Genomic DNA, 23,592 nt, shown 5'->3' on the forward strand with positions numbered 1-23,592 from the left:
GATTCCCCTGAGGTTCACAACATGCGTCTGACTCTGCCTTCCCTCGCCCTCGGCCTGCTGCTCTGCCAGGGCGCCTTCGCCGGTGACGGCACCGCTGCCATCGGCGGCGGCCTGGGCGGTGCCCTGGGCAACGTCGTCGGCAAACAGATCGGCGGCAGCACCGGCGCGGCCATCGGCGCGGGCCTGGGCGGCGCGGCCGGCAGCGCGGTGGGCGCACGCAAGGGCAACCGTGCCGAAGCCGCCATCGGCGGTGGCCTGGGTTCGGCCGGCGGCTCGCTGATCGGCGGCAAGCTCGGCGGCTCCACCGGCTCGACCGTCGGCGCGGGCCTGGGCGGCGCGGCGGGCGGCGCGATCGGCAACCACATGGGCGACAACAACCGCAAGCACAAGCATCGCCACTGATCCTGCAGGCGATCGCCCAGCCCTACGAGCGGCTTCACGCCCCCTGTGGGAGCGGGTTTACCCGCGAAACAAGCACCGCGGTGCCTGGCACCAGCTTTGCTGGTGTTCGCGGGTAAACCCGCCCCCACAGGGTTGGGCAATCCCCGGCAAAACACTGCAGCACGTCAACGACGCATTCGCGTCAAGCTGCCACACTAGGGCCATCGCCTTTCGTGCCCCTGTGTGAAGGAACATCCCCTCCCCATGAACCATGAGCTGCTCTGGGTCCTAGGCCTGCTGGCCGTCGTCGTCGTCCTGTTCATCATCAACCGCCCGCGCATGGACGTGGTCGCCCTGCTGGTGATCCTCGCGCTGCCGCTGTCCGGCATTCTCACCGTCGAGCAGGCCCTGGCCGGTTTCAGCGACCCCAACGTGGTGCTGATCGCCGCGCTGTTCGTGATCGGCGAAGGGCTGGTGCGCACCGGCATTGCCTATCGCATCGGTGAGTGGATGAGCGAGCGCGCCGGCAACAGCGAGGCGCGCCTGCTGGTGCTGCTGATGGTGGCGGTGGCCGGCCTGGGCTCGGTGATGAGCTCCACCGGCGTGGTGGCTATCTTCATCCCGGTGGTGCTGAGCATCGCCGCGCGCCTGCAGCTCTCGCCCAGCCGGCTGATGATGCCGCTGAGCTTTGCCGGCCTGATCAGCGGCATGCTCAGCCTGGTGGCGACCCCGCCGAACGTGGTGGTGCACAGCGAGCTGGTGCGCCACGGCGAAAGCGGTTTCGGCTTTTTCAGCTTCACCCCCTTCGGCCTGGTGGTGCTGGTGCTGGGCATCGGCTACATGCTGCTGACCCGCCACTGGCTCAACGGCGAGGTGCGCAAGGACGGTCGCGTCGAGAGCCGACGCACCCTGCTCGACCTGGTGCTGGACTACAAGCTCAGCGGCCGCGAGCGGCGCCTGCGCATCCGCCCCCATTCGCCGCTGATCGGCCACACCCTCGGCGAGCTGGAGCTGCGCACCCGCCACGGCGCCAACGTGATCGGCATCGAACGCCAGCACAAGTTCACCACCCGGGTGATCCCCGCCGACTCCGGTACCCTGCTGCAACAGGACGACGTGCTGCTGCTGGACCTGTTCGCCAACCGCGACGACCTGCGCAGCCTGTGCCAGTCGATGCTGCTCGAGCCCCTGCACTTCAAGGCGGCCTATTTCATCGACCAGTCCCAGGAAGTGGGCATGGCCGAGATCTCGCTGCCTCCGGGCTCGCAACTGATCGGCAAGACCCTCCTCGAGCTGACCTTCCGCACCCGCTATGACCTCAATGTGGTCGGCCTGCGCCGCGACCAGCAGGCGATCGAAGGGCCGCTGGTGGAAGAAAAGCTGCGCCTGGGCGACACCCTGCTGGTGGTCGGTCCGTGGAAAGCGGTACGCCAACTGCAGGGCAAGCCCCGCGACTTCCTGGTGTTGAGCCTGCCGGCGGAGATCGACCAGGTCGCCCCGGCCCGCGCCCGCGCGCCCTACGCGCTGATCAGCCTGGCGGTGATGGTCGGGTTGATGGTCAGCGGCCTGGTACCCAACGTCATCGCCGCCTTGATCGGCTGCCTGCTGATGGGCGCCGGCCGTTGCATCGACATGAACAGCGCCTACCGCGCCATCCACTGGCAGAGCCTGGTGCTGATCGTCGGCATGCTGCCCTTCGCCCTGGCCCTGCAGAAGACCGGCGGCATCGACCTGGCCGTCGGCGCCTTGGTCAGTACCCTCGGCGGCGCCGGGCCGAGCGTGATCCTCGCCTGCCTGTTCGCCCTTACCGCGCTGATCGGCCTGTTCATCTCCAACACCGCGACGGCGGTGCTGATGGCCCCGGTGGCGGTCAGCACCGCTCAGCAGCTGGGCATGTCGCCCTACCCGTTCGCCATGACCGTGGCCCTGGCGGCGTCGGCGGCGTTCATGACGCCGGTGTCGTCGCCGGTCAACACCCTGGTGCTGGGCCCCGGCCAGTATCGCTTCGCCGACTTCGTCAAAATCGGGGTGCCCTTCACCCTGCTGGTGATGCTGGTCACCGTGCTGATGGTGCCGTGGGTGTTCGGCTTGTAGTCGGCGGCACGATCCAGGCGATTTGCGGCGAATTGACATCAATTGGCGACTTGAAAGACACTCTCAGACTATCGTCCCAGGTGCCTACGGCCGTTTTCCTGGATTTCGTCTTCGCTTGCCGGTCGAACCCATGGTGTCACCAGCCCCGTCGCGCCTGCTGCCCCTGCTGAGCCTGTTCGGCCTGACCCTGGCCTTGACCCTGGCCGGCATCCTCGCCCGCCCCATCGAATCGCTGTCGCTGTTCTGGCCGGTGAACGCGGTGCTCGCCGGGGTGCTGCTGCGCAATCCGCGCCAGGCCACCCCCTCCGGCTTCGCCCTGATCTACCTGGCCATGGTGGGCGCCGACCTGGCCTGCGGCAGCGCCTGGAAGCCAGCCTTGTGGTTCAACCTGTGCAACCTCGGCGCCATCGTCAGCATCTGGTACCTGATGGCCCGCCTGCCACGCGTGCACCGACGCCTGCGCACGCCCCACGGCACCCTGTACCTGTTCGGCGCCTGCGCGGTCGGCGCCGTGGTCGCCGCCAGCCTGGCCTGCGTGATGGCCACGCCCTGGTTCGAACAATCGCTGCGCGCCACCTGGCTTGCCTGGTTCAGCGAGCAGTTCTCCACCAGCGTGCTGGTCCTGCCCGTGCTGCTCACCGCCCCCTCGCCACGCGCCCTGAGCGGCCACGGCAGCGCCAGCCAGCCGATCCGCCTGGCGCCGCTGCTGGTGCTGCTCGCCTCGCTGGCGGTCAGCATCGTCTTCGGCGGCCCCGGGGCCATCGCCTTCCCAATCGCCGCGCTGCTGTGGTGCGCGCTCAGCTACTCGCCATTCCTGGTGGCGCTGCTGGCGCTCACCGCCGGCAGCACGCTGATCGTCGCCGTGGCGCAGAACCTCATGCACTTCAGCATCCCGCAGAGCGAATCGGGGGTCACCACCCTGATGTCGGCGCGCCTGGGCATCGCCATGCTGGTGCTCGGCCCGCTGGTGCTGGCCTGTGTCAGCAGCGCCAACCGCAGCCTGATGGCGCGCCTGGCGCATCAGGCGACCATCGACCACCTCACTGGCACGCTGTCCCGTAGCGCCTTCATCCGCCGCGCCCACGCCCTGCTCGACAACCGTCGGCAAGCGCCGCTGACCTTGATGATGCTCGACATCGATCACTTCAAGACCATCAACGACCAGCATGGCCACGCGGTCGGCGACCAGGTGCTGCGCCAGTTCGCCATGACCCTGCAGGACCAGTTGCACGACGGCGAGCTGTTCGCCCGCCTGGGCGGCGAGGAATTCGTCATCGTCGTGCCGGGGCTGGCGCCGGAACTGGCCAGGTTCACCGCCGAGCGCCTGCGTCGGGCGGTACAGGACCAGCACATCGCGCAGCCCGGGCAGGTGCTGCGGATCACCGTGAGCATCGGAGTAAGCGGTTGCACCGCCGACACCCCGGCGCCCAGCCTCGACGAACTGCTGGCCAGCGCCGACCAGGCGCTCTACCGGGCCAAGGCCCAGGGTCGCAACCGGGTCGAACAGGCCGAGGGACAGCGCCAGGTGGTGTGACTCAACCGGCCAGCAGGTCCCAGCTCAGCTTGGCGATCAGCACGCACAGCAGCACCAGGAACAGCCCGCGCACGAACCCCGCGCCCTTGCGCACCGCCAGCCAGGTGCCGGTCAGCGCGCCGAGGATGTTGAACAGCGCCATCGGCAGCGCAATGGCCCACAGCACATTGCCCGACGGAATGAAGAACACCAACGCCGCCAGGTTGGTGGCGATGTTGACCAGCTTCGCCGAAGCCGAGGCATGCAGGAAGTCCAGGGCGAAGAAGCGGATGAACAGGAAGATCAGGAAGCTGCCGGTGCCTGGGCCGAACAATCCGTCATAGAAGCCGATGGCGCCGCCGATCAACACCGCCAGGCACTGTTCCTTGCGGTCGATCGCCATGGGTTTGTGCAAGGTGCCGAAGTCCTTCTTGCAGAAGGTGTAGATGGCCATCAGCACGATCAACACCAGCACCATCGGCCGCATCACGCTGGCCGGTACCAGCGACACGGTGGCCGCGCCGCAGAACGACATGACGAAGGCGCTCAGCGCCGCCGGCACGATCAGCCCCCAGTCCAGCTTGACCTTGCGGATGAACGAACGCGCCGCAAAGCTGGTGCCGCACACCGAGGCCAGCTTGTTGCTGCCCAGCAACGCCGCCGGCTGGGCGTTGGGCAGCACGTTGAACAGCGCCGGGATCTGGATCAACCCACCGCCTCCCACGGCGGCGTCGATCAGGCCAGCGGCGAAGGCAAACAGTGAAAGCAGGGCGATATCCATCATCTCGGGGGTCCGGGCGGCATAAAACAGGCTGCCAGACTAATCAAAGCGGCGCGCTTGTGTTGAAATGCCATATTGCGAAAACTGCAACAAGGAACCCCGCTATGGCACTGGACATGCTGCGAGAAATACAGGCGTTCGTCAGCGTCGCGCACAAGCGCAGCTTCGTCAGCGCTGCCCGCGCCCTGGGTCGTTCGCCCAGCGCGGTGACCCGGGCCGTGCAGGCCCTGGAGGATAACAGCGGCGCCAAACTGTTCAACCGCAGCGCCAGTTCAGTATCGCTCACCGAGGCCGGCGAGCGGCTACTGCCCCATGCCGAGCGCTTGCTGGATGTGCAACGGGACGCCGCCGACGAACTGGCAGCGCTGACCGGCGACGCCCAGGGCTGGATCCGCCTGGCCGCGCCCGAGGTGCTGGCCCAGCAGGTGCTGCCGGCGGTGCTGGCCGAATTTTCCCGCCGCCACCCCCACGTCACCCTCGACGTACAGTACGGCGACCAGGCCTTCGACCCGTTGCAAGGCAAGCTGGATTTCGTGATCCGCGGGGCCTTCCCGCAGTCCAGCGAACTGATCGGCTATCCACTATGGCGTTACCGCCGCCATCTCTACGCCAGCCCTCAGTACCTGGCATTGGCCGGCACGCCGCAGGTGCTGGAAGACCTCGAGCGGCATACGCTGATCCTGCACACCGCGCCGCGCATCCTGAAGGCCTGGCATTTCAGCAAGGACGGACACATCGTCAGCCTGCGCCCGCGACCACGGCTGCGCCTGGGCTCGGGGGTAGCTGTGCTGCAAAGCACCCTGGCGGGGGCCGGTATCGCCCGGCTGGCGGATTGGCTGGGGGAGCCGGAGGTACGTGCCGGGCGCCTGGTGCGGGTCTGCCCCGACTACCACCTGACATCCAGCACCGGGCAGGACCCGCAGATGCACGCCGTGTACCCGGCCGGCGACCTGCCGGCGAAGGTCCGCGAGCTGCTGCAGACCCTGCGCGAGGCCGGTCTGCGGGGAGGGGAACAGCCCTGAACCGGGCTGCTCAATTTCTGCTCAATCTAACAGAGGCCCTGAGAACCATGGCCTGTAGCGCTTTATCCACAGACCTACCCACGAATTTTGTGGACAGTTTCTGCAAGCCTTGAAGGAATTTTTACAAGCGCAGCAAGGCCGCATTGGCCAACTTGACCAACTCGATCCATTCGCTTGCGCTGATCACACCGGAACGCTCCAACTCTTCGGCACGGCGCAGTGCCTGATCGTAGTCCGCTTCGTGGAGGATGCCCTCACCGAGAAAACGACCGCGCCACTCCAGCATCGCTGCAGTGCCTTTCTTGCATTCCATAGTGTGTATTGTCTCCAAGGCAAGTAAACGGCCCGTGTGCCCGGGCCCTGGGATTGGGGGCGGGAGATTACACGAGCGACTTGTACTTGAGAACGACTTGCAGCTACCGCTTGTCTAGACGACTGCGGCCAGGAGGCGGGAAAAACTTGGGGAAGGGTCTGGCCCGCCATTGTGCCAGGCGGGCCGGGACAGGAAAAAGTTGCGGCTCAGCTTGGCGGAATGGTACCCAGCAGGCCAATCATGATAGTCAGCAGCAGAAAACCACCCAGAAACAGCGCGAGCTTGCCCATCGGAACCTCTACAGTGTGATGACGTAACGGCGGGGCTGGCCGCTGCGGCAGTGCAGCGGGGCAGCCTGCCCAGCGCACACCGGGTTGGAAGGCTGGGCCTGGGTGTATTTTCCGGCAGCGGCTGATACGGTTACAGATTCAGGTTCGTGGAAAAAAAGCGGATCAGATGGTGATTCCTCCCATCGCGGGGCGCATACCTTGAGGCCAACGCGATCGGCGTGGGAGCGGGCTTGCCCCACGATGACCTCCGCGCAGGCGACACACCTGTGCTACGGTCCGAAGCCCAGACAAGGAGAACTCCCAGAGATGACCGCGCTCGCCAGCAACGCCGCCCTGCTGATCATCGACATGCAGAACGGCATCAACCACCCTCGCCTGGGCCGTCGCAACAACCCCGAAGCCGAACAGCGCATCAGCGAACTGCTCGCCGCCTGGCGTGCAAGCACGCGTCCGGTGATACACGTGCGCCACATTTCCCGCGATCCGGATTCGGTGTTCTGGCCGGGCCAGCCCGGTTGCGAGTTCCAGCCCGCCTTCACCCCGCAGGCCAGCGAGACCGTGTTCGAAAAACACGTGCCCGACGCCTTCTGCAACAGTGGCCTTGAACGCTGGCTGCACCAGCGCGGCATCAGCCAGCTGGTCATCGTCGGCGTGATCACCAACAACTCGGTGGAGTCGACCGCACGCTCGGCGGGCAACCTGGGGTTCGATACGGTAGTGGTGGCCGATGCCTGCTACACCTTCGACCAGCACGACCTGCAGGGCCGACTGTGGCCGGCGGAAGACGTCCATGCCCTGGCCCTGGGCAACCTGGCCATGGACTATGCGCGGATTCTCGACAGCGCGGCCTTGCTGGCTGCGGTCTGATCTCAGTCCAGCTGGCGCAGCTTCGCCAGCGGTACCCAGCCCAGCTCCCCATTGCCTGCACGACGGCACCAGAGCCAGCCGTTCAGGGGGCGCAGGCCCTCCAGCGACTGGCCGGGGTCAACATCCAGCTCATGGGCCGAATAGGCCTCCACCGCCCTGCCCCGGCCGACGCCAAGCCGCTCGATGAGCTGGCCGGGCACCCAGCCTGGCTCCTGGCCCTGGCAACTGCACAGGTACCAGTCCTCCCAGTGCTCATCACCCTCGTAACGCTGGCCGATGTCCAGCAGCGTGCCTCGGGCGAAGGTGATGGGCGCAGGATACTCACTGCGGTGTGCGGCAATCACGACGTAGTTCACAGGCCTCTCCCTGGCTGCGAAAAGCGTCGATGCTAGTCGAAGGTCCTTCAGAGCACCATGATCATTTCGTGCCAGGCCATGCCGCCATGGTCGGAGGCCGACGGGCGCACATAGGCGTAGCCCATCTTCTCGTACAGCCCGACATGCCGTTCCTTGCACATCAGGTGAATAGTCGCCTTGCCGCGCTCGCGCATCTGTTCGACGAAACGCGCCATCAGCCGGCCGGCATGGCCCAGGCCCTGGTACGCAGGGTCGAGCACCACCGACATGATCACCACGTTGGGCGCCAGCGGATCATGCCCGACCAGCTCCTTGAAGGCTTCGTCCGACATCACCACCTGGTCGGCGCAGCCGCTGTTGATGAAGCCGATCACCTGGCCATCGGCTTCCAGCACCAGGAAGCCCTCCGGGTACTGGGCGATGCGCGTGGCGATCTTCTCCCGGGTGGCGGCCTCGTCGCCTTCGTAGGCGCTGGTTTCGATCTGGTAGCAACGGTCCACGTCGGTTGCCGTGGCCTGGCGGAACATCGGGGTGCTCATGGGGCGGATCCGGATAGCGGGAAACAGGGGCGACATGCTAACGGAAGTCGTCGCCCAGCTGTATGCCCGCCATGCCAGTTAGACCGAACGGGTGATACCCCCATCGACCCGCAGGTTCTGCCCGGTGATATAGCCCGCGCCCTCGGAGGCCAGGAAGGCGACAGTGGCCGCAATCTCCTCGGCCTTGCCGTACCGCTCCATGGGAATCCGGCTACGGAATTCCGCTTTCTCCGGCAGGCTGTCGATAAAGCCCGGCAGCACGTTGTTCATGCGGATGTTCTCGGCCGCGTAACGGTCGGCGAACAGCTTGGTGAAGGCCGCGAGCCCGGCGCGGAACACCCCGGAAGTCGGGAACGTCGGATCCGGCTCGAAGGCGGCGAAGGTCGAGATGTTGATGATGGCGCCGCCACCCTGGCGCTGCATGATCGGCGTCACCAGGCGGGTCGGGCGCACCACGTTGAGGAAGTACACCTCCATGCCACGGTGCCAGTCGTCGTCGCTCAGCTCGAGAACCGGCGCGCGCGGGCCGTGGCCTGCGCTGTTGACCAGCACATCGACCCGCCCCCAGTGCTGCATCACCGTGTCGACCAGACGCTGCAGGTCTTCTACCGACTGGTTGGAGCCGGTCACGCCGATGCCGCCCAACTCGGCCGCCAGCGCCTCGCCCTTGCCGGACGACGACAGGATCGCCACCCTGAAACCATCGGCGGCCAGCCGCCGCGCGGCCTCGGCACCCATGCCACTGCCGCCTGCGGTGATGATTGCAACTTTCTGGGAAGACATATGCTGCTCCTTATGGGAGTTGATCAAGTAGGCCCATGAAGCCAGAATCCGGCTTATCGCACCAATCACAAATACTGGCAGCAGCCTGCAGGAAATCTACTGGATGAGCGCGCCCAAGCGACGCAATGCCCCCGCCATCGTCAATCACCTGGTGGCCTTCGAGGCCGCCGCCCGCCTGGGCAGCTTCCGCGCCGCCGCCGACGAGCTGCACGTCACCCCCGGCGCCGTCGCCCAGCAGGTGCGCACCCTCGAGGACAAGCTCGGCCGCCCGCTGTTCGAGCGCCTGCCCCGAGGCCTGCGGCCCAACCGGGACGGCGCCGACTACCTGACCCGCGTGCGCCTGGCCCTGGACATCATCGAGGACGCCACCGGCGAACTGCTGGAGCGCGACAGCCAGCGCGATCCCCGGCAGATCCTGCTCAGCACCACCCCCGCCTTCGCCAGCCGCTGGTTGATCCCGCGCCTGGGCCTGCTGGCCCAGGCCCACCCGCCGGTGGCGCTGATGATCGATGCCTCCGACAGTACCCGCCCGTTGAGCGGCAAGGGCGCCGTGGACCTGGCGGTGCGCTGGGGAGCCCCGCCCTTCGCCGACGCCTATGCCCTGCCCCTGCTGCCCGGCGTGGCGGTGCCGGTGTGCGCGCCGGCATTGCGCGGTGAACACCCTTGGCGGCAAGCCGCGGATCTTGCGCAGCAGCCGCTGATCTCCGACAGCCACAACAACTGGAAGCGCTGGTTCGATCACTACGCGCTGCCCGGCACGCGCTTCAGCGGCCCGGTGTTCTCCCAGACCATCCTCGCCATCGAGGCCGCCGAGCAAGGCATGGGCATCGCCCTGGTGCCCCGCCTGCTGGTGGCGAATGCCCTGAAGGCCGGCACGCTGGTACTCGCCCTTGAAGACCATGAACTGCACAGCAACGCCGGCTTCCACCTGCTCGCCGGCCATGCTCCGCAGGCAGGCTCGGCCGCCGAGCAAGTGGTGCACTGGCTGCAGGCGCAAGCGAACGATGAAACCCAAGAACGGCCAAATCACAACGCTCTGATTTAGCGGGCTAGCGAGGTCTGCGTGGGAGCGGGCTTGCCCCGCGATCACCGGCATGGCCGGTGCCATCCATTGCATCGCGGGGCAAGCCCGCTCCCACGCTGATAGCTGAAACTGCTCACGAAGCCCTGCCCTTGTGTAGCATTCTGTGTACCAACCGCCTCCCGATACACACGAACGCCCACCCCACCAGCACCCGACACACCCCGGACACAGCCACCTCCTTAACTACACGCCATCCCGCCCACACCGATGGCCCGCCAAGGAGATGCACCATGTTCGCCAGCGCCAACCGCCTCAACCGCTCAGCCCTGCTCGCCTGCGCCCTGCTGCCTCTGGCCCTGCTGACCACCACCCCCGGTCAGGCCGAGGAAACCCGCTCGCCTGCCGCAGCCCGCCAGTCCACCCCCTTCGGCCCGCTCAAGCATGTCCAGGCCGGCGTGCTGGACGTCGCCTACGTGGAACAAGGCCCCGCCGACGGCCCGGTGGTGATCCTCCTGCACGGCTGGCCGTACGACATCCACAGCTACGAGCAGGTGGCGCCGCAACTGGCCGCCCAGGGTTACCGGGTGCTGGTGCCCTACGCCCGCGGCTACGGCGACACCCGCTTCCTCTGCGCGAACACCCCGCGCAATGCCCAACCCGCCGCCCTGGCCAGCGACGTCATCGCCTTCATGGACGCCCTGGGGATCAAGCGCGCCGTGCTCGGCGGCTTCGACTGGGGCGCGCGCACCGCCGATATCGTCTCGGCCCTGTGGCCCGAGCGGGTCAAGGCGCTGGTGTCGGTCAGCGGCTACCTGATCAGCAGCCAGGAAGCCGCCAAGGCCCCGCTGCCGCCCAGCGCCGAACTGCAGTGGTGGTACCAGTACTACTTCGCCACCGAGCGCGGCCGCGCCGGCTACGACAGCAACCGCCACGCCTTCGCCCGGCTGATCTGGCAGACCGCCTCGCCGCAGTGGAAGTTCGACGACGCCACCTTCGAGCGCAGCGCCAAGGCCCTGGACAACCCCGACCAGGTCGCCATCACCGTGCACAACTACCGCTGGCGGCTCGGCCTGGCCCAGGGCGAGACCCGCTACGACCCGCTGGAGGCGAAGCTGGCCACCTTCCCCGCCATCGGCGTACCCACCATCGCCCTCGAAGGCGATGCCAACGGCGCGCCGCATCCACCGGCCGAGGCCTACGCCAAGCGCTTCACCGGCAAGTACGCCTACCGCCTGGTGAGCGGTGGCATCGGCCACAACCTGCCGCAGGAAGCGCCCGAGGCATTCGTCAAGGCCGTGGTGGATGCGGACCATCTGTAAGGGCAATTGCAACATATCGTTTCGGCAGCGCATGTCGGGTGCCGGGAGACGCGGATTGCCTCTGCAACCCGTCTGTTCCGTGGCAGGCCTTATACTCCGGGGCCTGCCGCAGAATGAGCGGACGCATGCCGAAACATTCACCCCGGCCATCCTGTAAGACGCCTCTTTTGTTGCTGTAGGACGTTTCTACGGGTTTGTGATCCGGTGTATGAATAATCAGTATTGGCTGGGGAATTGACCTGATACCGTCGAGCCTTTCCTACAACGGCACGGATGCCCACGGCCAGTGAGAACGACATGGACAACTACGACAGCTCAGCGCTTGGACTGCAGAAATGCCTGCTGAACCTGCGCCGGGATCATGCACGGATGAAAGCGTCGGGAGAGCTGGAAAGAGCCGCGATACTGGCGCAGGTAATTGGGCGGATGGAGCAGGGATTGAAGGAGGCCTCCCAGGGAAGGAAGCCCGAAACACTGCAGTGAAGTGATGCCAGCAAGGTGGTGATGGATTTGCGGCTCGCCCTGGTGAGGCGCCGCAAGCCCATCGCGTACACCGCCCACGCTCAATCGAAGACCCACTCCCTCATTTTTCGTCGCTACCCGCAGCATGACTGCCCCAAGCTCGTGCCCGCCCCCATCCCACGCCCAGCTCCAGTGCAACTTTCTAACCGAAAGGTCAGCTAAAACCCCGAGCTCTGCTTTTATTTCAAACACCTCTGGCAGGTTGGTACAGAGTATGCAAACGTTTGCTCAAAACAATTAAGCGAACAATCGCCGAAGCTTTCGCTCACCTCAGCCTCTCGGGGCTACCACCGCATGAACAAGGACTTTCAATGCGTCAACCTGCATCCCTGCGCCCAGCGGCTCGCTCCCCCCTGGCTGTCTCCTTGCTACTGGGCGCTGTTACGGGACTACTCAGCGTCACCACCCAGGCCCAGGAAAATCCCCCCAGCGAGTCAGCCCAGGGCGAGGCCCTGAGCCCGGCCGCCGCACCGGCCAAATCGGGGCCCTACCTGTCGAACTGGTACAACCAGAACTTCACCCTGATCGGCACCAAGGACATCAGTTTCGGCCCCCGCCCTGTCGACGATATCTACCTCGAATACGAGTACTTCGGCCGCAAGGGGCCGTTCGAGCTGTACGGCTACATCGACATCCCGAAGGTCCTCGACATCGGCAACAGCCATGACAAAGGCGCGTGGGACCACGGCTCGCCGCTGTTCATGGAACACGAGCCGCGGATCTCCATCGACTACCTGGCCGGCCGCAGCCTGGCCGTCGGCCCGTTCAAGGAGTGGTACGTAGCCTTCGACTGGATCTACGACCACGGCAGCAACAGCGCCAACCGCGCCAACACCCTGTACAGCGGCCTGGGCACCGACATCGACACCCATTCGCGGGTCAACCTGTCGGCCAACTTCTACGGCCGTTACCAGTGGGAAAACTACGGCGCCAGCAACGAGTACTCGTGGGATGGCTACCGGGCCCAGCTCAAGTACATCGTGCCCCTCGGCAAGTTCGACAACGGCGCCTCGCTGACCTATATCGGCTTCACCAACTTCGATTTCGGCTCGGACCTGCACAAGAACAACCCCAACCGCACGGCCAATGCCACGGTATCCACCAACGTGCTGCTGTACGCCTTCACCCACCTGCGCTTCACCCTGGTGGGCCGCCATTTCCACAATGGCGGCAACTGGCAGGATGGCAGCCAGCTGAATTTCGGCGACGGCGATTTCCGCGGTAGGTCCGATGGCTGGGGGTATTACGCCGGGGTCGGCTACCAGTTCTGATCGCTTGCGCCATGGAGGCTTGCATGCACCCGATGCACCGTCTTTCCCTCGCCGTGGGCCTGGCCTGCGGCATCCTGCTCACCTCGACGGCCCAGGCCGGCGAGACGGCTGCGCCGCCGATCAGGCCCAAGGTGATGCTGATCGCCATGTTCGCTCCCGAGGCCCAGCACTGGATCGAGCGCCTGGAACTGAAGCAGGAGGTGCGTGTGCCGGGCCTGTCGGCGGAGTATCCGGTGATACGTTGCAACAGCCAGGATGTCTGCCTGCTGGTGACCGGCATGGGCCAGACCAACGCCGCGGCCTCGACCCTGGCACTGGCGCTGTCGCCGAAGTTCGACCTGCGCAAGAGCTACTTCCTGGTCGCGGGGATTGCCGGGATCAACCCGAAGCACGGGACCCTCGGCACCACCGCCTGGGCCCATTACCTGGTGGAGTTCGGCACCCAGTGGGAGCTGGACTCGCGGGATGCGCCCAAGGACTGGGCGACGGGCTACCTGGGGATCAACACCAAGGGCCCGAACGAGAAGCCGCCGCTGGATTACAAGACCGAGGTCTTCGAGCTTAATCCGAAGCTGCAGGCCAAGGCCTATGCCCTGTCACACGGGGTGAGCCTGAGCGAGAGCAAGGAATCGGCGGCCTGGCGGCTCAAGTACCCGATGGCGCCGGCCAACCAGCCGCCGGTGGTGACCCGGTGTGACACCGTGGCGGGCAACACCTGGTTTTCCGGGACGCGCTTGAGTGAGCGGGCCGAGGTCTGGACTCGGTTGCTGACGGATAACAAGGGGGAATATTGCACTACCCAGCAGGAGGATAACTCCACCTATGAAGCGCTGCTGCGGGCCAGTCGTGAAGGGTTGGTGGATGTGCAGCGGGTGGCGGTGGTGCGGGCTGGGTCTGACTTTGATCGGCCTGAGCCGGGGGGAAGTGAGGTGGGAAATTTGCTCAAGTATGCCGACCAGGGCGGTTTTGTTCCGGCGCTGGAGAATCTTTATCGGACTGGGAATCCGCTGGTGCAGGAGATTCTGAAGAATTGGGCGGTTTGGGAGAAAGGGGTTCCGGAGGCTTGAGCATCACGCCCAGGCCGGCTAGGAGATGGTCGCTTCAATTCAAGATTGCCGGGGCTGCTTTGCAGCCCTTTCGCGGCACAAGGCCGCTCCTACAGGATGGCGCGGTCACCTGTAGGAGCGGCCTTGTGCCGCGAAAGGGTCGCAAAGCGACCCCGGCAAGCCCAAGTCGAACACCCATTCTCAACACCTTGTAAGGGCTGGTCCTCAAACCCAAATGGTGGTCGCCCAACCCTTCCCTCTTTTGCATCTGCCGCTATCGTTTCCTTGATTCGGGATAGGCCATAAAGCTCCACACCTGGCGGTGGTGAACAACCACGCTCTCGCAACAAGGACGGCCAAGTCCGTGATAAGCGCAGTGATGCTGGCAAGCCTCGCGGTAAGTAACGACAGACAGGGCAGCGGCGAAAAATGCCTGCTGCCCTCCTTCGACTCGCTGCACTGCCCGTCAGCGCCTCATTGTCTCCTGGTCGCCTCGGGCATGAGGCCGCCTATGAGGAAAACGGCTGCTGGCCCTATCAGCCAATCCACCGTCGTTCCTGAACTAACTGCCGGAATCAAAAAAACGCGGCTAACAGACCTACGCCTGCCCAGATGCGCCTGCGTGGCGTGAGCCACTCTCGGACCTTTTCCAACCTTCTGCCCACTGGCACTCACTCTCCTTGTTTGTTCTGCAGTGAAGCGAATCGCCTGCGGTGCTGCGAGGCACCAGCGAACCAAAATTGCTAGACACATCCACCCGGCGCCAACTCAAGCCTGAGCCACTCCAGGTACTCAAGAATCTCGGCGTCGTTACGCTTGCAGTACGACCATTTTTGCTGCTTTGAAACCGAGATGAACCTCGCCTGCCTGAGGATCTCAAGGTGCCGGCTCGCTGTTGGCTGGGCGATACCCAGCGCACTTGCGATAAGGGTCATGCAGACGCCGAACTCGACGGGGTCTGCCGACCATTGATCGGCGAAGTGGTCACGAGGTGCTGCGAGCAGGCGAAGGATCGCCATGCGAACCTCACTGCTCATCGCTTTCATCTGTATTGATCTGTCCATGCCCACATCATATAGTCATTTAGCTAAATGACAATGTGAGGTGAGCCATGTTGGATCTACCCTACGCATCGAGCATCGAAGGCAACACCGTCAGATGGGGAAAATTGGGGACAGGCGCGCCGCTGGTCGCCATCCATGGCACCCCCTTCTCTTCGCAGGTATGGCGGCGTGTCATACCTCATCTCGCTGACCGCAGGACCGTGTATTACTTCGACCTGGTTGGCTATGGCCTGTCTGAAATGAGAGAGGGCCAGGACGTTTCACTGGCGATGCAGAACAACGTCTTGGCTGCGCTTTTCGAGGAATGGGGCATCGAGCGCCCTGACGTGCTGGCCCATGACTTTGGAGGCGCGACAGCACTGCGCGCTTACTACCTGAACGGTCTGCGCTATGCCTCCCTCACCATTTTCGATGCCGTAGCCCTGGCACCCTGGGGCTCTCCTTTTGTTCAGCATGTCCGTCAACATGAGGCCGCCTTTGCCGGGATGCCCGACTACATGCACCGAGCGCTGCTGGCAGCCTACCTGCAAACCGCTGCGGCCAATCCCCTCAGTGACGAAGCCCTGCAAGCGTACAGCGCTCCATGGCTGGGGCCGATTGGCCAGGCAGCCTTCTACAGGCAGATCGCACAGATGAATCAGCGCTACACCGACGAAATCGAACCGCTTTACGGGAAGCTGGATTGCCCCGTATCGGTGCTTTGGGGCTCGGAGGACGCCTGGATTCCCTATTCCCAAGGGGAGCGTCTTGCTGGGCTTATCTCCCAACAGCCCTGCGTCCGAGTAGTGAACTCAGGCCACCTGATGCAGGAAGACAGGCCGGAAGCGATTGTGGCGGCGGTTTTGAAGCAGCTTGGCCCCTGAGGCAGGTTCGCTGGACTGTCTGTATGTCCAAATTCCCAGCGGTCTGTGTCTATTGGCAGAGCGATTTCATCGGTACGGTTCAGGCCTCACTGTTTCCAAGAGGTTGTCATGGAACTGACAGCAATCCCGTTTGGTACCACGGACTGGTCAAAGATCGATCCTGTCGCTTACCCGCACGCTTGTCACCGGAGTAGCCCTTCGTGCCGTACTCGATGAAGCGCAGGTAGAAGAACCTCCGGTTGTCGCGCTTGCCGCGGATCCCGATCTGGGCGTCCAGGCCGCTGGGCGAGACGTAGACCTTCAGCGCGGCAGCAGCGGCGCCGGTGTCCTTCGGAATAAGCTGCCGCTGGGATTCAAGGATACGGTTGGCCGCAATCTCCATCGCCGGCTTCAGCTCGTTGTCCATGGTCTTGTGAATGTTACGGAGCGTCCGACGCAGCCGGATATCGCCCCGGATGCTCGAGCGCCTGGCCATGGACTACTCCTTGGCCTGGGCGGCCTTGCCTGGCTTCGCGGGCTTCTCGGCGGCGCCTTGCTCGGCCACTTCCTCGGCGTAGCCGCGGGCGATGAGGCCGGCGCCGTACTCCTTGTCGATCACGAACTCGGCGCCCTTATCGCGTTCGCCGGTGGCGCCGGATAGCCGGCCCAGTGCACGAATCTTCATGGCTCACCTCATGGGTTGGGGACGCTGGAGCACAGCAGGCGCAGCAGGTCCCGATCGTTGTTGGGTAGCGCAGCCTCGACCTTGTAGGCCACGTCGGTGCGTTTGTCGGTCACCCTCCAGCCAGCGGCGATGTCGGCCCGGGGGCGAATGCGGATCTCCGCGCTGACGACCACCTCCAGTTGCTCGGCCAACCACGCCGCCGTAGTGAACATCGACCCGAGCGGTCAGCAGGTGCTGATCAACTGGAAGAATCTCAAGCAGATCCGGGTGCGCCAGCTGGTCGACGCCGTATGCGACATCCCGCACCAGTGGACCATCTACCTCAGCGTGTTGTGCCGAGACCACTTCGGCGTGCAGTACCACAAGTCGATTGAGGTCGCGCCGCGTGGCAACTACCGGGCCGAGCACCTGACCGATGTGATCGAGGCCACCTACACCGACCTGCGGGCCACGGCAAACCCTAATCACCTGGTGGCATCCGGCTGGATCGCCATCCCTACCGACACAACGCTCGACGAAGCAGAGGCCGCCAAGATCTTTGCCGCAGTGGGCGCCTGGAATCAGCAAAGAGCAGCATGAAACGCATCACCGCACGCGTCCGGCACGGCCGACGCCAGCAACACATCAATCTGCCGCCCAGCGGCTTGGGAGGTATCGGCCATGGCCGAGCAGAAGACTGGAGCCGCCAAGCACTCAGCGGACTACCGCGAGCGCGAGAGGACGAAGGCCGCGAAGCTGGGCATCGAGAAGGTGTTCTTCAACATGCCTGCCGGGATCAAGGTTGCACTGTCTGCCGAGATCGAGCGCCACGGCTACGACCAGGTGCAGGAGCTCTGGCAGGACCTGGCCCTGTCGTGGATCGCGCAGGACCATGAAGAGCGGGCGCGTCGACTCGAACGGCCTGACGCGCCAGCTTTTTACATCTCGCCGAAACTAGCGCGACAGTTCGAAGAAGCCAGTATGGCGGAGCTGAAGCGAGACCCTGGCGATGAGATCAAGCCCCCTTCGGGGAAAGCCTGACCAAAGCTTCGGCGTGGGCATCGCTGATCTCTTTCACCGCGTTGTCCATGTGTGGGTGATCGACTGTACGAAGTACGTTGTTCCCCAGCAGAAGAGCCACGGCCCGATCAACGACCTGCTTCTCGTCATGACCTTCAACCTTGGCGGCGCCAATTACTGCGATGAGCGCTTGTTCTAGTGCGATTTCACGAACGGTTGCCATTGCAAACTCCTTGTCATTGCCCGGCCTCATGCCGGCCATCCGTAATACCCCATCCCACCCCAAATTGCCACCATGCCGCCGCCAGCACGGAGGGCGGCGCATGCATGGAGTACCGCAATGCAAGTCGAGACCTCAACAGTCACCAAGCTGCTGATCACCGGTGCCGAAGGCCTGGACCCGATCAGCGTCTACCTGGAAGACTTCGCGCCCTGCAAGGGCAAGATCACCGTCAGCTGCTACGACAAGACCTGGCACGCCTACTGGGGAGGCATGTGGGATGGCCTGACCATCGGCCAGTTCTTCTGCAAGCTGCACGACGCCTACATCATCGGCTACTTCGACCGGTCGCTGAGCTCTCGCCGGTTCAGTGCTGAGGCCCTGGCCGACAAAGCGCGGAAAGTGATCGTGCAAATGCGGCGTGACCGGGACCTGGACGCAGAAGACGCCCGGAGCCTGCTCGACGAAGCCGAGGGTGTTCGCCACACCAGCTCGCTCGATGAGTGCGGCGGCGCTCACCGCGAGTTCATGCACCGCGTGTTCGGTGACGACTGGTGAAACTGCCGGCCGATGCCATGGAGCCCAACCCAGATTGGGCCTACCTCTGCCGGATCATCGGAACGGTGCAGCAGGCGCTGGCCAAACAGTTCCCCATCGCCGACTGACCCCGCTCCGCTCGCCACTACGGCAAAGGCTACGATCTCAGCACAACGTAACTAACCTTTACGCTGCTGTTGTCGCGTTCTAGGCCAGCAACATCAATCTTAAATACGAGATTGGGATCAACCGCTTCTGAGGCGGGCGCTGGGGAGACGGAGCCACTCCAGACGAGTTGGATCGTGTCGCGCTCTTGCATGCCAGAATATTGCGGAATGTGGACTATGACCGGCTCTGTGCCCAACTGCTCGGCCTCAAAGTCCATTGGCTCAAGCACGTTTTCGATTTCGGGTGCTTTCACGATTCAGACTCCTTTCTAGAAACACTACGAATTGATGGCTGCTCAGACCATCTGAAAAAGTCTAGCGCAATTTTCCCAGAAGCTGCCCGCCCGCGCCTTCCCCTATTCAACGATAACGCCGACCCGGCGAGGGCGGCGCATGCCCGGAGATCACCATGAGTACGTTCGCAGTGTTCGGCATGACTGCCGCAGCAGCGCTTGCCGATGCCCGGAAGAAAACCAAGACCACCAAGCCAAGCGGCAAGGCTGGCTGCCCCCCCTGGACCTTACCCTGGCCGAGTGGGAGGAGGCGGTGCAGCGCAACGTTGAGGTGTTCATGGCCGGCGAGAAGGTCAAGCAGCTCAGCGTTTTGTACGACACCCCGCAGCACGCCCAGAAGTTCATCGACCTGGCCAAGCGCTCCGGCACCTGCCGCGACCTGCGAATCCGCGCCAAGGCCGCGCTGGTCGATGAGAAGGGCCGCACGATCATCAACCCCAAGACCAAGATGCCCGTCATCGGGTGGGCAGACTGGTCGCCAGAGATTGCCAAAGTCGCCTGACACGGAGGTATCCCCATGCCTACAGAAAACCTGTTCATGTTCACCAAGACCTTCGCCCAAGAAGGCACATTCCAAGCCCTGTATGCCGCGCAAGACTGGCTCCGAGAGAATGGCTACAGCTACGGATCGACCTGTCGTGACGAGCCAATCGGCGTGATGAAGGGTGAATGGGATATCGCCAAGTGGCGGAACCTCAGCCGCCAGGATATCGCCGGCCTGGATGGCGTCCTGTTCGGCTCACCCCGTAATGGCCCGATCGAACTGAAGCTCAAGGAGATTCCAGCGTGAGCACTGCCGAGATGGTCAGCGTGCCGCGTGAGCGCGCCCTGCAGCTCATCAACCTTCTGGCCGGGGTGGCAAGTGCAGTGCACTGGCTGGCCGATAACAGCGAGGATTGCGGGGACGAAGGCATTGACTGCCAGCGAGTCGACTTCGAGGCCTTGAGCGACGCCCTGGACAAATGCGAGGAGCTACCGGAGCTGCCTGATAGCGTGTACGTGCGTGACGGCTGGCTGCGGGCTGCTGATGAGCTGCGCGCCCTCCTGGCCCAGCCAACGGGAGGGATGAGGAGGGAAACCGCAAGGAGATACCACTGGGGAGCGATCTGGACGTGGCAAAGGTGGAATGGGCGAAGCTTGATAGCAAAGCCGTGCCGAAGGTCACTCGCTTGATGAGCCATCTCTTCGATCGATACGAGCGAGATGTCATCCCAACCAAGAAGCCTCGGACACAGAAGGACAATCTGGCCGAGCTTCGGCAGCTCAGGAAGGCTTTCAGCGACGCCCCCATCGAAGCGATCACGCCGCACACGCTTGCTCAATACCGCGACAGGCGCACTGGTAAGGTGCGGGCAAATAGAGAGATCGCCCTGCTGTCGCATATCTTCAACATGGCGAGGGAATGGGGTGTGACATCTCAGGTCAACCCAGCGGCTGGGGTTCGCAAGAACAAGGAGAAGCCGCGGGACTTCTACGCCGGCCCTGCAATCTGGGATGCGGTGTACGCAGTCGCCGTACCGGAACTCAAGGATGCGATGGACCTGGCCTACCTCACTAGTCAGCGACCAGCCGATGTCCTGGCTTCTAGGGCCTCAGACGTGGTCGACGGGTACCTGCAAATCGACCAGGGCAAGACAGCCAAGAAGCTTCGGATACGCCTGGCCACTGACGGTGAGCAGAGCCAGTTGTCGCTGCTGCTTGAGCGTCTGCTGCTGCAACGTAGGGAGCGAGGTGTGCGCGGTCCTTACCTGATCAATACAGAGGACGGCCGCAACGTCACCAAGTCGATGCTTCGACTCCGATGGGATGACGCGAGAAAGGCAGCGGCAGACAGGGCGATTGAGGACATGGACCCTGCCCTGGCCGAGATGATCAAGGGCTTCCAGTTCCGAGACATCCGCCCAAAGGCCGCCAGCGAAATCGAGGACCTGGCCCATGCAAGCAGGCTGCTCGGTCACACCGACAAGCGCATAACAGAGGTGGTTTACCGCCGCGTTGGCGAGGTTGTAAAGCCCACCCGGTGATGGGTTAAACAAGCCAAGTTGCGGAACACCACTAAAAAGATGCGGAACACATGCGGGAATCATCTGGTGTAAACGCATATCCCAGAAACACGAAAAGCCCCGAATTCAGGGGCTTTTGAATGGCGGAAGCGTAGGGATTCGAACCCTAGGATAGTTGCCCATCGACGGTTTTCAAGACCGTTGCCTTAAACCACTCGGCCACGCTTCCAGCTGGTTTTGCGGCGGCAATCATACCGTAATGTAACAAGCTGTCAAACTCTCTGTGTCGCGCCCTGCGACAGCTCTGATATGCTCTGCCTCATACGTTCCACTACCGCCGGTCCCGGACCGCGGCCTCACCCCAAAGGAGTGCGCCATGCGCGAACAGGATTACGCCGTCCAACACGGCCAGCAGGTCGAGCAGCAGGAGGTCAGCAAGGTCCTGCGCAACACGTACAGCCTGCTGGCCCTTACCCTCGCCTTCAGCGGCATCATGGCCTTCGTCGCCCAGCAGATGCGTGTCGGCTACCCGAACATCTTCGTGGTGCTGATCGGCTTCTACGGCCTGTTCTTCCTCACCAACAAGCTGCGTGATTCGGCCTGGGGCCTGGTGTCCACCTTTGCCCTCACCGGCTTCATGGGCTTCATCCTCGGCCCGATCCTCAACCGCTACCTCGGCATGGCCGGTGGCGCCGAAGTGGTCAGCTCGGCCTTCGCCATGACCGCCCTGGTGTTCGGCGGCCTGTCGGCCTACGTGCTGATCACCCGCAAGGACATGAGCTTCCTCAGCGGCTTCATCACCGCCGGCTTCTTCGTCCTGCTGGGTGCCGTGGTGGCCAGCTTCTTCTTCCAGATCAGCGGCCTGCAACTGGCGATCAGCGCTGGCTTCGTACTGTTCTCGTCGGTCTGCATCCTGTTCCAGACCAGCGCCATCATCCATGGCGGCGAGCGCAACTACATCATGGCCACCATCAGCCTGTACGTGTCGATCTACAACCTGTTCGTCAGCCTGCTGCAGCTGTTCGGCATCATGGGCCGCGACGACTGATCGAATCGGTCGACAGCGCCTCACAAAAAGCCCGCTTCGGCGGGCTTTTTCGTGCCTGCTGAACAGCATCGGCAAAGCCCCCGAAGATTGACTTAAAAGTCAGCTTATTGCCCCATTTCTCCGCGATTGTGCGGCCATCGTGCTTGCCTCTACCCCTATGGGCTTTCTGCCCGTAGAATGCGCTCCTTTTTTCTTCCGGGGCGGCATTTTCCCATGAGTTCACACGAACACGGCCCAGGCGCGGCGGCGCCTGCCAATGAACTGGTCCTTGGCCTCGAGGACAAGCCTCGCCTGCTGATCGGCCTGCTGGCGGCGCTGCAGCACCTGCTGGCGATCATCGTGCCGATCGTCACGCCGGGCCTGCTGATCTGCCAGGCGCTGGGCGTGTCGGCGCGTGACACCAACCTGATCGTGTCGATGTCGCTGGTGATCTCGGGTATCGCCACCTTCGTCCAGTGCAAGCGCTTCGGGCCGTTCGGCGCCGGGCTGCTGATCGTCCAGGGCACCAGCTTCAACTTCGTCGGCCCGCTGATCGCCGGCGGTGCGCTGATGGTCAAGCAGGGCACGCCGGTGGAGAGCGTGATGGCGGCGATCTTCGGCGTGGTCATCGCCGGCTCGTTCGTGGAAATGGGCGTGTCGCGCATCCTGCCCTTCGTCAAGCGCCTGATCACCCCGCTGGTGACCGGCATCGTCGTGCTGATGATCGGCCTGACCCTGATCAAGGTCGGCCTGATCAGCATGGGCGGCGGCTTCGGCGCCATGGCCAACGGCACCTTCGCCGATGGCGAGAACCTGCTGCTGTCGGGCGTGGTGCTGGCGATCATCGTCATCCTCAACCGCATTCCGGTGGTGTGGATGCGCAGTTGCGCCATCGTCATCGCCCTGGCCGTGGGCTATGCCCTGGCCGGCTACCTGGGCCGCCTGGACTTCACCGGCATGCACCAGGCCGCGCTGTTCCAGGTGCCGACGCCGCTGCACTTCGGCCTGGGCTTCTCCTGGTCGCTGTTCATCCCGATGCTGGTGATCTACCTGGTCACGTCGCTGGAAGCCATCGGTGACGTGACCGCCACCAGCAAGGTCTCGCGCCAGCCGGTGGAAGGCCCGGTATGGATGCAACGGATCAAGGGCGGGGTGCTGGTCAACGGTGCCAACTCGCTGCTGGCCGGCCTGTTCAACACCTTCCCCAGCTCGATCTTCGCCCAGAACAACGGCGTGATTCAGCTGACCGGCATCGCCAGCCGCCATATCGGCATCTGGATCGCCGCCATGCTGATCCTGCTGGGCCTGTTCCCCAGCGTCGCCGGGGTGATCCAGGCGGTGCCGGAGCCGGTGCTCGGTGGCGCGGCCATGGTCATGTTCGGCGCCGTGGCGGCCTCGGGCATCAATATCCTCGCCAGCACCCGCCTCGACCGCCGCGCCCTGCTGATCATCGCCGTGTCGCTGTCGCTGGGCCTGGGCGTGGCCCAGGTGCCGGAGTTCCTCGCGCACATGCCGGCGGCGCTGCGCAACGTGCTGGAGTCGGGCGTCGCCACCGGCGGCATCTGCGCCCTGCTGCTCAACTGGTTCCTGCCCGAGGGCAAGGAACAGGCCTGAGCCGCGCCCGCCTGAGCACA

30 protein-coding genes, 1 tRNA gene and 1 pseudogene are annotated in these 23,592 nt (G+C 64.2%); 20 read left to right on the forward strand and 12 right to left on the reverse strand.

Going from position 1 to position 23,592, the window contains the following annotated elements:
• The first annotated feature begins 21 nt into the window (after positions 1–21).
• The 3 genes from PRtIB026_RS19085 (at position 22) to PRtIB026_RS19095 (ending at position 4,009) form a co-directional block, all read left to right on the forward strand.
• Positions 22–402 (forward strand): glycine zipper domain-containing protein, encoded by a 381-nt coding sequence (locus tag PRtIB026_RS19085; RefSeq protein ID WP_203652278.1) that lies wholly within the window; start codon positions 22–24, stop codon positions 400–402.
• Positions 403–645: 243 nt separating this feature from the next.
• The gene (locus PRtIB026_RS19090; RefSeq protein WP_203652276.1) at positions 646–2,475 is read left to right on the forward strand and encodes an SLC13 family permease; all 1,830 of its coding nucleotides are present in this window, start codon (positions 646–648) and stop codon (positions 2,473–2,475) included.
• A 115-nt stretch (positions 2,476–2,590) separates the two neighbouring features.
• Positions 2,591–4,009, forward strand: a complete 1,419-nt coding sequence (locus PRtIB026_RS19095; protein ID WP_203652273.1) for a GGDEF domain-containing protein — start codon at positions 2,591–2,593, stop codon at positions 4,007–4,009.
• Position 4,010: 1 nt separating this feature from the next.
• Here the strand turns inward: PRtIB026_RS19095 and PRtIB026_RS19100 are convergent, their stop codons facing one another.
• Positions 4,011–4,772, reverse strand: coding sequence for a sulfite exporter TauE/SafE family protein (locus PRtIB026_RS19100; protein WP_203652271.1), 762 nt, complete (start codon positions 4,770–4,772; stop codon positions 4,011–4,013).
• A gap of 101 nt (positions 4,773–4,873) precedes the next feature.
• On the opposite strand from PRtIB026_RS19100, the gene PRtIB026_RS19105 reads away from it, so the two are divergent.
• Entirely contained in the window at positions 4,874–5,791 is a 918-nt protein-coding gene (locus PRtIB026_RS19105) for a LysR family transcriptional regulator (RefSeq protein WP_203652269.1), read from the forward strand.
• A gap of 121 nt (positions 5,792–5,912) precedes the next feature.
• Here PRtIB026_RS19105 and PRtIB026_RS19110 read toward each other — a convergent pair whose 3' ends face one another.
• Positions 5,913–6,104 carry a hypothetical protein gene (locus PRtIB026_RS19110; RefSeq protein ID WP_028691846.1) on the reverse strand — a complete coding sequence of 64 codons (192 nt, stop codon included), beginning with the start codon at positions 6,102–6,104 and terminating at the stop codon, positions 5,913–5,915.
• Positions 6,105–6,700: 596 nt separating this feature from the next.
• Here PRtIB026_RS19110 and PRtIB026_RS19115 point away from each other — a divergent pair.
• On the forward strand, positions 6,701–7,261 hold the full coding sequence (locus tag PRtIB026_RS19115; protein WP_203652267.1) for a cysteine hydrolase family protein: 561 nt from the start codon (positions 6,701–6,703) through the stop codon (positions 7,259–7,261).
• A 2-nt stretch (positions 7,262–7,263) separates the two neighbouring features.
• Here PRtIB026_RS19115 and PRtIB026_RS19120 read toward each other — a convergent pair whose 3' ends face one another.
• From PRtIB026_RS19120 to PRtIB026_RS19130, 3 genes are all read right to left on the reverse strand, one after another.
• On the reverse strand, positions 7,264–7,617 hold the full coding sequence (locus tag PRtIB026_RS19120) for an SH3 domain-containing protein (protein WP_203652265.1): 354 nt from the start codon (positions 7,615–7,617) through the stop codon (positions 7,264–7,266).
• 47 nt (positions 7,618–7,664) lie between these two features.
• Complete coding sequence (locus tag PRtIB026_RS19125; RefSeq protein WP_203652262.1) at positions 7,665–8,156, reverse strand: GNAT family N-acetyltransferase; 492 nt, start codon at positions 8,154–8,156, stop codon at positions 7,665–7,667.
• A 78-nt stretch (positions 8,157–8,234) separates the two neighbouring features.
• Positions 8,235–8,939 carry an SDR family oxidoreductase gene (locus tag PRtIB026_RS19130; RefSeq protein ID WP_203652260.1) on the reverse strand — a complete coding sequence of 235 codons (705 nt, stop codon included), beginning with the start codon at positions 8,937–8,939 and terminating at the stop codon, positions 8,235–8,237.
• Between the two features lie 103 nt (positions 8,940–9,042).
• Here PRtIB026_RS19130 and PRtIB026_RS19135 point away from each other — a divergent pair, with 103 nt between their 5' ends.
• The 5 genes from PRtIB026_RS19135 (at position 9,043) to PRtIB026_RS19155 (ending at position 14,142) form a co-directional block, all read left to right on the forward strand.
• Positions 9,043–9,984, forward strand: coding sequence for a LysR substrate-binding domain-containing protein (locus tag PRtIB026_RS19135; RefSeq protein ID WP_203652259.1), 942 nt, complete (start codon positions 9,043–9,045; stop codon positions 9,982–9,984).
• 269 nt (positions 9,985–10,253) lie between these two features.
• Positions 10,254–11,282, forward strand: a complete 1,029-nt coding sequence (locus PRtIB026_RS19140) for an alpha/beta fold hydrolase (protein WP_232855624.1) — start codon at positions 10,254–10,256, stop codon at positions 11,280–11,282.
• A 297-nt stretch (positions 11,283–11,579) separates the two neighbouring features.
• Positions 11,580–11,765: a hypothetical protein gene (locus PRtIB026_RS19145; RefSeq protein WP_102682584.1), complete on the forward strand. Its 186-nt coding sequence runs from the start codon at positions 11,580–11,582 to the stop codon at positions 11,763–11,765.
• A 350-nt stretch (positions 11,766–12,115) separates the two neighbouring features.
• Entirely contained in the window at positions 12,116–13,075 is a 960-nt protein-coding gene (locus PRtIB026_RS19150; protein ID WP_203652257.1) for a nucleoside-specific channel-forming protein Tsx, read from the forward strand.
• A gap of 23 nt (positions 13,076–13,098) precedes the next feature.
• Complete coding sequence (locus PRtIB026_RS19155) at positions 13,099–14,142, forward strand: purine-nucleoside phosphorylase (protein WP_203652256.1); 1,044 nt, start codon at positions 13,099–13,101, stop codon at positions 14,140–14,142.
• Positions 14,143–14,864: 722 nt separating this feature from the next.
• Here the strand turns inward: PRtIB026_RS19155 and PRtIB026_RS19160 are convergent.
• Positions 14,865–15,167, reverse strand: a complete 303-nt coding sequence (locus PRtIB026_RS19160) for an ArsR/SmtB family transcription factor (RefSeq protein ID WP_203652255.1) — start codon at positions 15,165–15,167, stop codon at positions 14,865–14,867.
• Between the two features lie 65 nt (positions 15,168–15,232).
• On the opposite strand from PRtIB026_RS19160, the gene PRtIB026_RS19165 reads away from it, so the two are divergent.
• A complete protein-coding gene (locus tag PRtIB026_RS19165; protein ID WP_203652254.1) occupies positions 15,233–16,048 on the forward strand; it encodes an alpha/beta fold hydrolase in 816 nt (271 codons plus the stop codon).
• Between the two features lie 151 nt (positions 16,049–16,199).
• Here the strand turns inward: PRtIB026_RS19165 and PRtIB026_RS19170 are convergent.
• From PRtIB026_RS19170 to PRtIB026_RS19180, 3 genes and pseudogenes are all read right to left on the reverse strand, one after another.
• Positions 16,200–16,523 (reverse strand): annotated as a pseudogene (locus tag PRtIB026_RS19170) (HK97 gp10 family phage protein); the annotation flags it as partial.
• Positions 16,524–16,526: 3 nt separating this feature from the next.
• Positions 16,527–16,712 carry a hypothetical protein gene (locus PRtIB026_RS19175; protein WP_203652253.1) on the reverse strand — a complete coding sequence of 62 codons (186 nt, stop codon included), beginning with the start codon at positions 16,710–16,712 and terminating at the stop codon, positions 16,527–16,529.
• An 8-nt stretch (positions 16,713–16,720) separates the two neighbouring features.
• Positions 16,721–16,924, reverse strand: coding sequence for a head-tail adaptor protein (locus PRtIB026_RS19180; protein WP_203652252.1), 204 nt, complete (start codon positions 16,922–16,924; stop codon positions 16,721–16,723).
• Here PRtIB026_RS19180 and PRtIB026_RS19185 point away from each other — a divergent pair.
• Both PRtIB026_RS19185 and PRtIB026_RS19190 read left to right on the forward strand, forming a co-directional pair.
• The gene (locus PRtIB026_RS19185) at positions 16,842–17,291 is read left to right on the forward strand and encodes a hypothetical protein (RefSeq protein WP_420713586.1); all 450 of its coding nucleotides are present in this window, start codon (positions 16,842–16,844) and stop codon (positions 17,289–17,291) included. The two genes, PRtIB026_RS19180 and PRtIB026_RS19185, sit on opposite strands and share 83 nt — an antisense overlap.
• An 81-nt stretch (positions 17,292–17,372) precedes the next feature.
• Complete coding sequence (locus PRtIB026_RS19190; RefSeq protein ID WP_203652251.1) at positions 17,373–17,732, forward strand: hypothetical protein; 360 nt, start codon at positions 17,373–17,375, stop codon at positions 17,730–17,732.
• Here PRtIB026_RS19190 and PRtIB026_RS19195 read toward each other — a convergent pair.
• Positions 17,707–17,934 (reverse strand): hypothetical protein, encoded by a 228-nt coding sequence (locus PRtIB026_RS19195; RefSeq protein ID WP_203652249.1) that lies wholly within the window; start codon positions 17,932–17,934, stop codon positions 17,707–17,709. The genes PRtIB026_RS19190 and PRtIB026_RS19195 overlap by 26 nt on opposite strands.
• A 117-nt stretch (positions 17,935–18,051) precedes the next feature.
• Between PRtIB026_RS19195 and PRtIB026_RS19200 the strand changes: the two genes are divergently transcribed.
• Entirely contained in the window at positions 18,052–18,489 is a 438-nt protein-coding gene (locus PRtIB026_RS19200; protein WP_244670985.1) for a hypothetical protein, read from the forward strand.
• A gap of 136 nt (positions 18,490–18,625) precedes the next feature.
• Here the strand turns inward: PRtIB026_RS19200 and PRtIB026_RS19205 are convergent, their stop codons facing one another.
• A complete protein-coding gene (locus tag PRtIB026_RS19205; RefSeq protein ID WP_203652248.1) occupies positions 18,626–18,889 on the reverse strand; it encodes a hypothetical protein in 264 nt (87 codons plus the stop codon).
• 292 nt (positions 18,890–19,181) lie between these two features.
• Between PRtIB026_RS19205 and PRtIB026_RS19210 the strand changes: the two genes are divergently transcribed.
• Genes PRtIB026_RS19210 through PRtIB026_RS19225 form a run of 4 tightly spaced genes read left to right on the forward strand, consistent with a single transcriptional unit; the run spans position 19,182 to position 20,952 of the window.
• Positions 19,182–19,430, forward strand: coding sequence for a hypothetical protein (locus PRtIB026_RS19210; protein WP_244670984.1), 249 nt, complete (start codon positions 19,182–19,184; stop codon positions 19,428–19,430).
• A 15-nt stretch (positions 19,431–19,445) separates the two neighbouring features.
• Complete coding sequence (locus tag PRtIB026_RS19215) at positions 19,446–19,718, forward strand: hypothetical protein (protein ID WP_203652247.1); 273 nt, start codon at positions 19,446–19,448, stop codon at positions 19,716–19,718.
• Positions 19,715–20,101 (forward strand): hypothetical protein, encoded by a 387-nt coding sequence (locus PRtIB026_RS19220; protein WP_203652246.1) that lies wholly within the window; start codon positions 19,715–19,717, stop codon positions 20,099–20,101. Before PRtIB026_RS19215 ends, PRtIB026_RS19220 begins: the two co-directional genes overlap by 4 nt.
• Positions 20,017–20,952, forward strand: a complete 936-nt coding sequence (locus tag PRtIB026_RS19225) for a tyrosine-type recombinase/integrase (RefSeq protein WP_203652628.1) — start codon at positions 20,017–20,019, stop codon at positions 20,950–20,952. Before PRtIB026_RS19220 ends, PRtIB026_RS19225 begins: the two co-directional genes overlap by 85 nt.
• A gap of 120 nt (positions 20,953–21,072) precedes the next feature.
• Here PRtIB026_RS19225 and PRtIB026_RS19230 read toward each other — a convergent pair.
• Positions 21,073–21,160: transfer RNA gene (locus PRtIB026_RS19230), tRNA-Ser, on the reverse strand.
• 147 nt (positions 21,161–21,307) lie between these two features.
• On the opposite strand from PRtIB026_RS19230, the gene PRtIB026_RS19235 reads away from it, so the two are divergent.
• Both PRtIB026_RS19235 and PRtIB026_RS19240 read left to right on the forward strand, forming a co-directional pair.
• Positions 21,308–21,979, forward strand: a complete 672-nt coding sequence (locus PRtIB026_RS19235) for a Bax inhibitor-1/YccA family protein (protein WP_028692373.1) — start codon at positions 21,308–21,310, stop codon at positions 21,977–21,979.
• A gap of 213 nt (positions 21,980–22,192) precedes the next feature.
• The gene (locus PRtIB026_RS19240; protein ID WP_062573555.1) at positions 22,193–23,572 is read left to right on the forward strand and encodes a nucleobase:cation symporter-2 family protein; all 1,380 of its coding nucleotides are present in this window, start codon (positions 22,193–22,195) and stop codon (positions 23,570–23,572) included.
• Positions 23,573–23,592 lie beyond the last annotated feature (20 nt).

It is taken from the genome of Pseudomonas sp. RtIB026 (assembly GCF_016861355.2).
In the GTDB taxonomy this organism is placed as follows: domain Bacteria; phylum Pseudomonadota; class Gammaproteobacteria; order Pseudomonadales; family Pseudomonadaceae; genus Aquipseudomonas; species Aquipseudomonas peradeniyensis.

Bases quoted from the DNA above. Each gene is read 5' to 3' on its own strand.
- PRtIB026_RS19090 (WP_203652276.1), top strand. From the start codon at position 646: ATGAACCATGAGCTGCTCTGGGTCCTAGGCCTGCTGGCCGTCGTCGTC.
- PRtIB026_RS19145 (WP_102682584.1), top strand. From the start codon at position 11,580: ATGGACAACTACGACAGCTCAGCGCTTGGACTGCAGAAATGCCTGCTG.
- PRtIB026_RS19160 (WP_203652255.1), bottom strand. From the start codon at position 15,167: ATGAAAGCGATGAGCAGTGAGGTTCGCATGGCGATCCTTCGCCTGCTC.
- PRtIB026_RS19195 (WP_203652249.1), bottom strand. From the start codon at position 17,934: ATGGCAACCGTTCGTGAAATCGCACTAGAACAAGCGCTCATCGCAGTA.
- PRtIB026_RS19190 (WP_203652251.1), top strand. From the start codon at position 17,373: ATGGCCGAGCAGAAGACTGGAGCCGCCAAGCACTCAGCGGACTACCGC.
- PRtIB026_RS19085 (WP_203652278.1), top strand. From the start codon at position 22: ATGCGTCTGACTCTGCCTTCCCTCGCCCTCGGCCTGCTGCTCTGCCAG.
- PRtIB026_RS19115 (WP_203652267.1), top strand. From the start codon at position 6,701: ATGACCGCGCTCGCCAGCAACGCCGCCCTGCTGATCATCGACATGCAG.
- PRtIB026_RS19135 (WP_203652259.1), top strand. From the start codon at position 9,043: ATGAGCGCGCCCAAGCGACGCAATGCCCCCGCCATCGTCAATCACCTG.
- PRtIB026_RS19125 (WP_203652262.1), bottom strand. From the start codon at position 8,156: ATGAGCACCCCGATGTTCCGCCAGGCCACGGCAACCGACGTGGACCGT.
- PRtIB026_RS19165 (WP_203652254.1), top strand. From the start codon at position 15,233: ATGTTGGATCTACCCTACGCATCGAGCATCGAAGGCAACACCGTCAGA.
- PRtIB026_RS19110 (WP_028691846.1), bottom strand. From the start codon at position 6,104: ATGGAATGCAAGAAAGGCACTGCAGCGATGCTGGAGTGGCGCGGTCGT.
- PRtIB026_RS19180 (WP_203652252.1), bottom strand. From the start codon at position 16,924: ATGTTCACTACGGCGGCGTGGTTGGCCGAGCAACTGGAGGTGGTCGTC.
- PRtIB026_RS19140 (WP_232855624.1), top strand. From the start codon at position 10,254: ATGTTCGCCAGCGCCAACCGCCTCAACCGCTCAGCCCTGCTCGCCTGC.
- PRtIB026_RS19105 (WP_203652269.1), top strand. From the start codon at position 4,874: ATGGCACTGGACATGCTGCGAGAAATACAGGCGTTCGTCAGCGTCGCG.
- PRtIB026_RS19150 (WP_203652257.1), top strand. From the start codon at position 12,116: ATGCGTCAACCTGCATCCCTGCGCCCAGCGGCTCGCTCCCCCCTGGCT.
- PRtIB026_RS19235 (WP_028692373.1), top strand. From the start codon at position 21,308: ATGCGCGAACAGGATTACGCCGTCCAACACGGCCAGCAGGTCGAGCAG.
- PRtIB026_RS19200 (WP_244670985.1), top strand. From the start codon at position 18,052: ATGCAAGTCGAGACCTCAACAGTCACCAAGCTGCTGATCACCGGTGCC.
- PRtIB026_RS19240 (WP_062573555.1), top strand. From the start codon at position 22,193: ATGAGTTCACACGAACACGGCCCAGGCGCGGCGGCGCCTGCCAATGAA.
- PRtIB026_RS19130 (WP_203652260.1), bottom strand. From the start codon at position 8,939: ATGTCTTCCCAGAAAGTTGCAATCATCACCGCAGGCGGCAGTGGCATG.
- PRtIB026_RS19185 (WP_420713586.1), top strand. From the start codon at position 16,842: ATGTCGGCCCGGGGGCGAATGCGGATCTCCGCGCTGACGACCACCTCC.
- PRtIB026_RS19155 (WP_203652256.1), top strand. From the start codon at position 13,099: ATGCACCCGATGCACCGTCTTTCCCTCGCCGTGGGCCTGGCCTGCGGC.
- PRtIB026_RS19175 (WP_203652253.1), bottom strand. From the start codon at position 16,712: ATGAAGATTCGTGCACTGGGCCGGCTATCCGGCGCCACCGGCGAACGC.
- PRtIB026_RS19100 (WP_203652271.1), bottom strand. From the start codon at position 4,772: ATGATGGATATCGCCCTGCTTTCACTGTTTGCCTTCGCCGCTGGCCTG.
- PRtIB026_RS19215 (WP_203652247.1), top strand. From the start codon at position 19,446: ATGCCTACAGAAAACCTGTTCATGTTCACCAAGACCTTCGCCCAAGAA.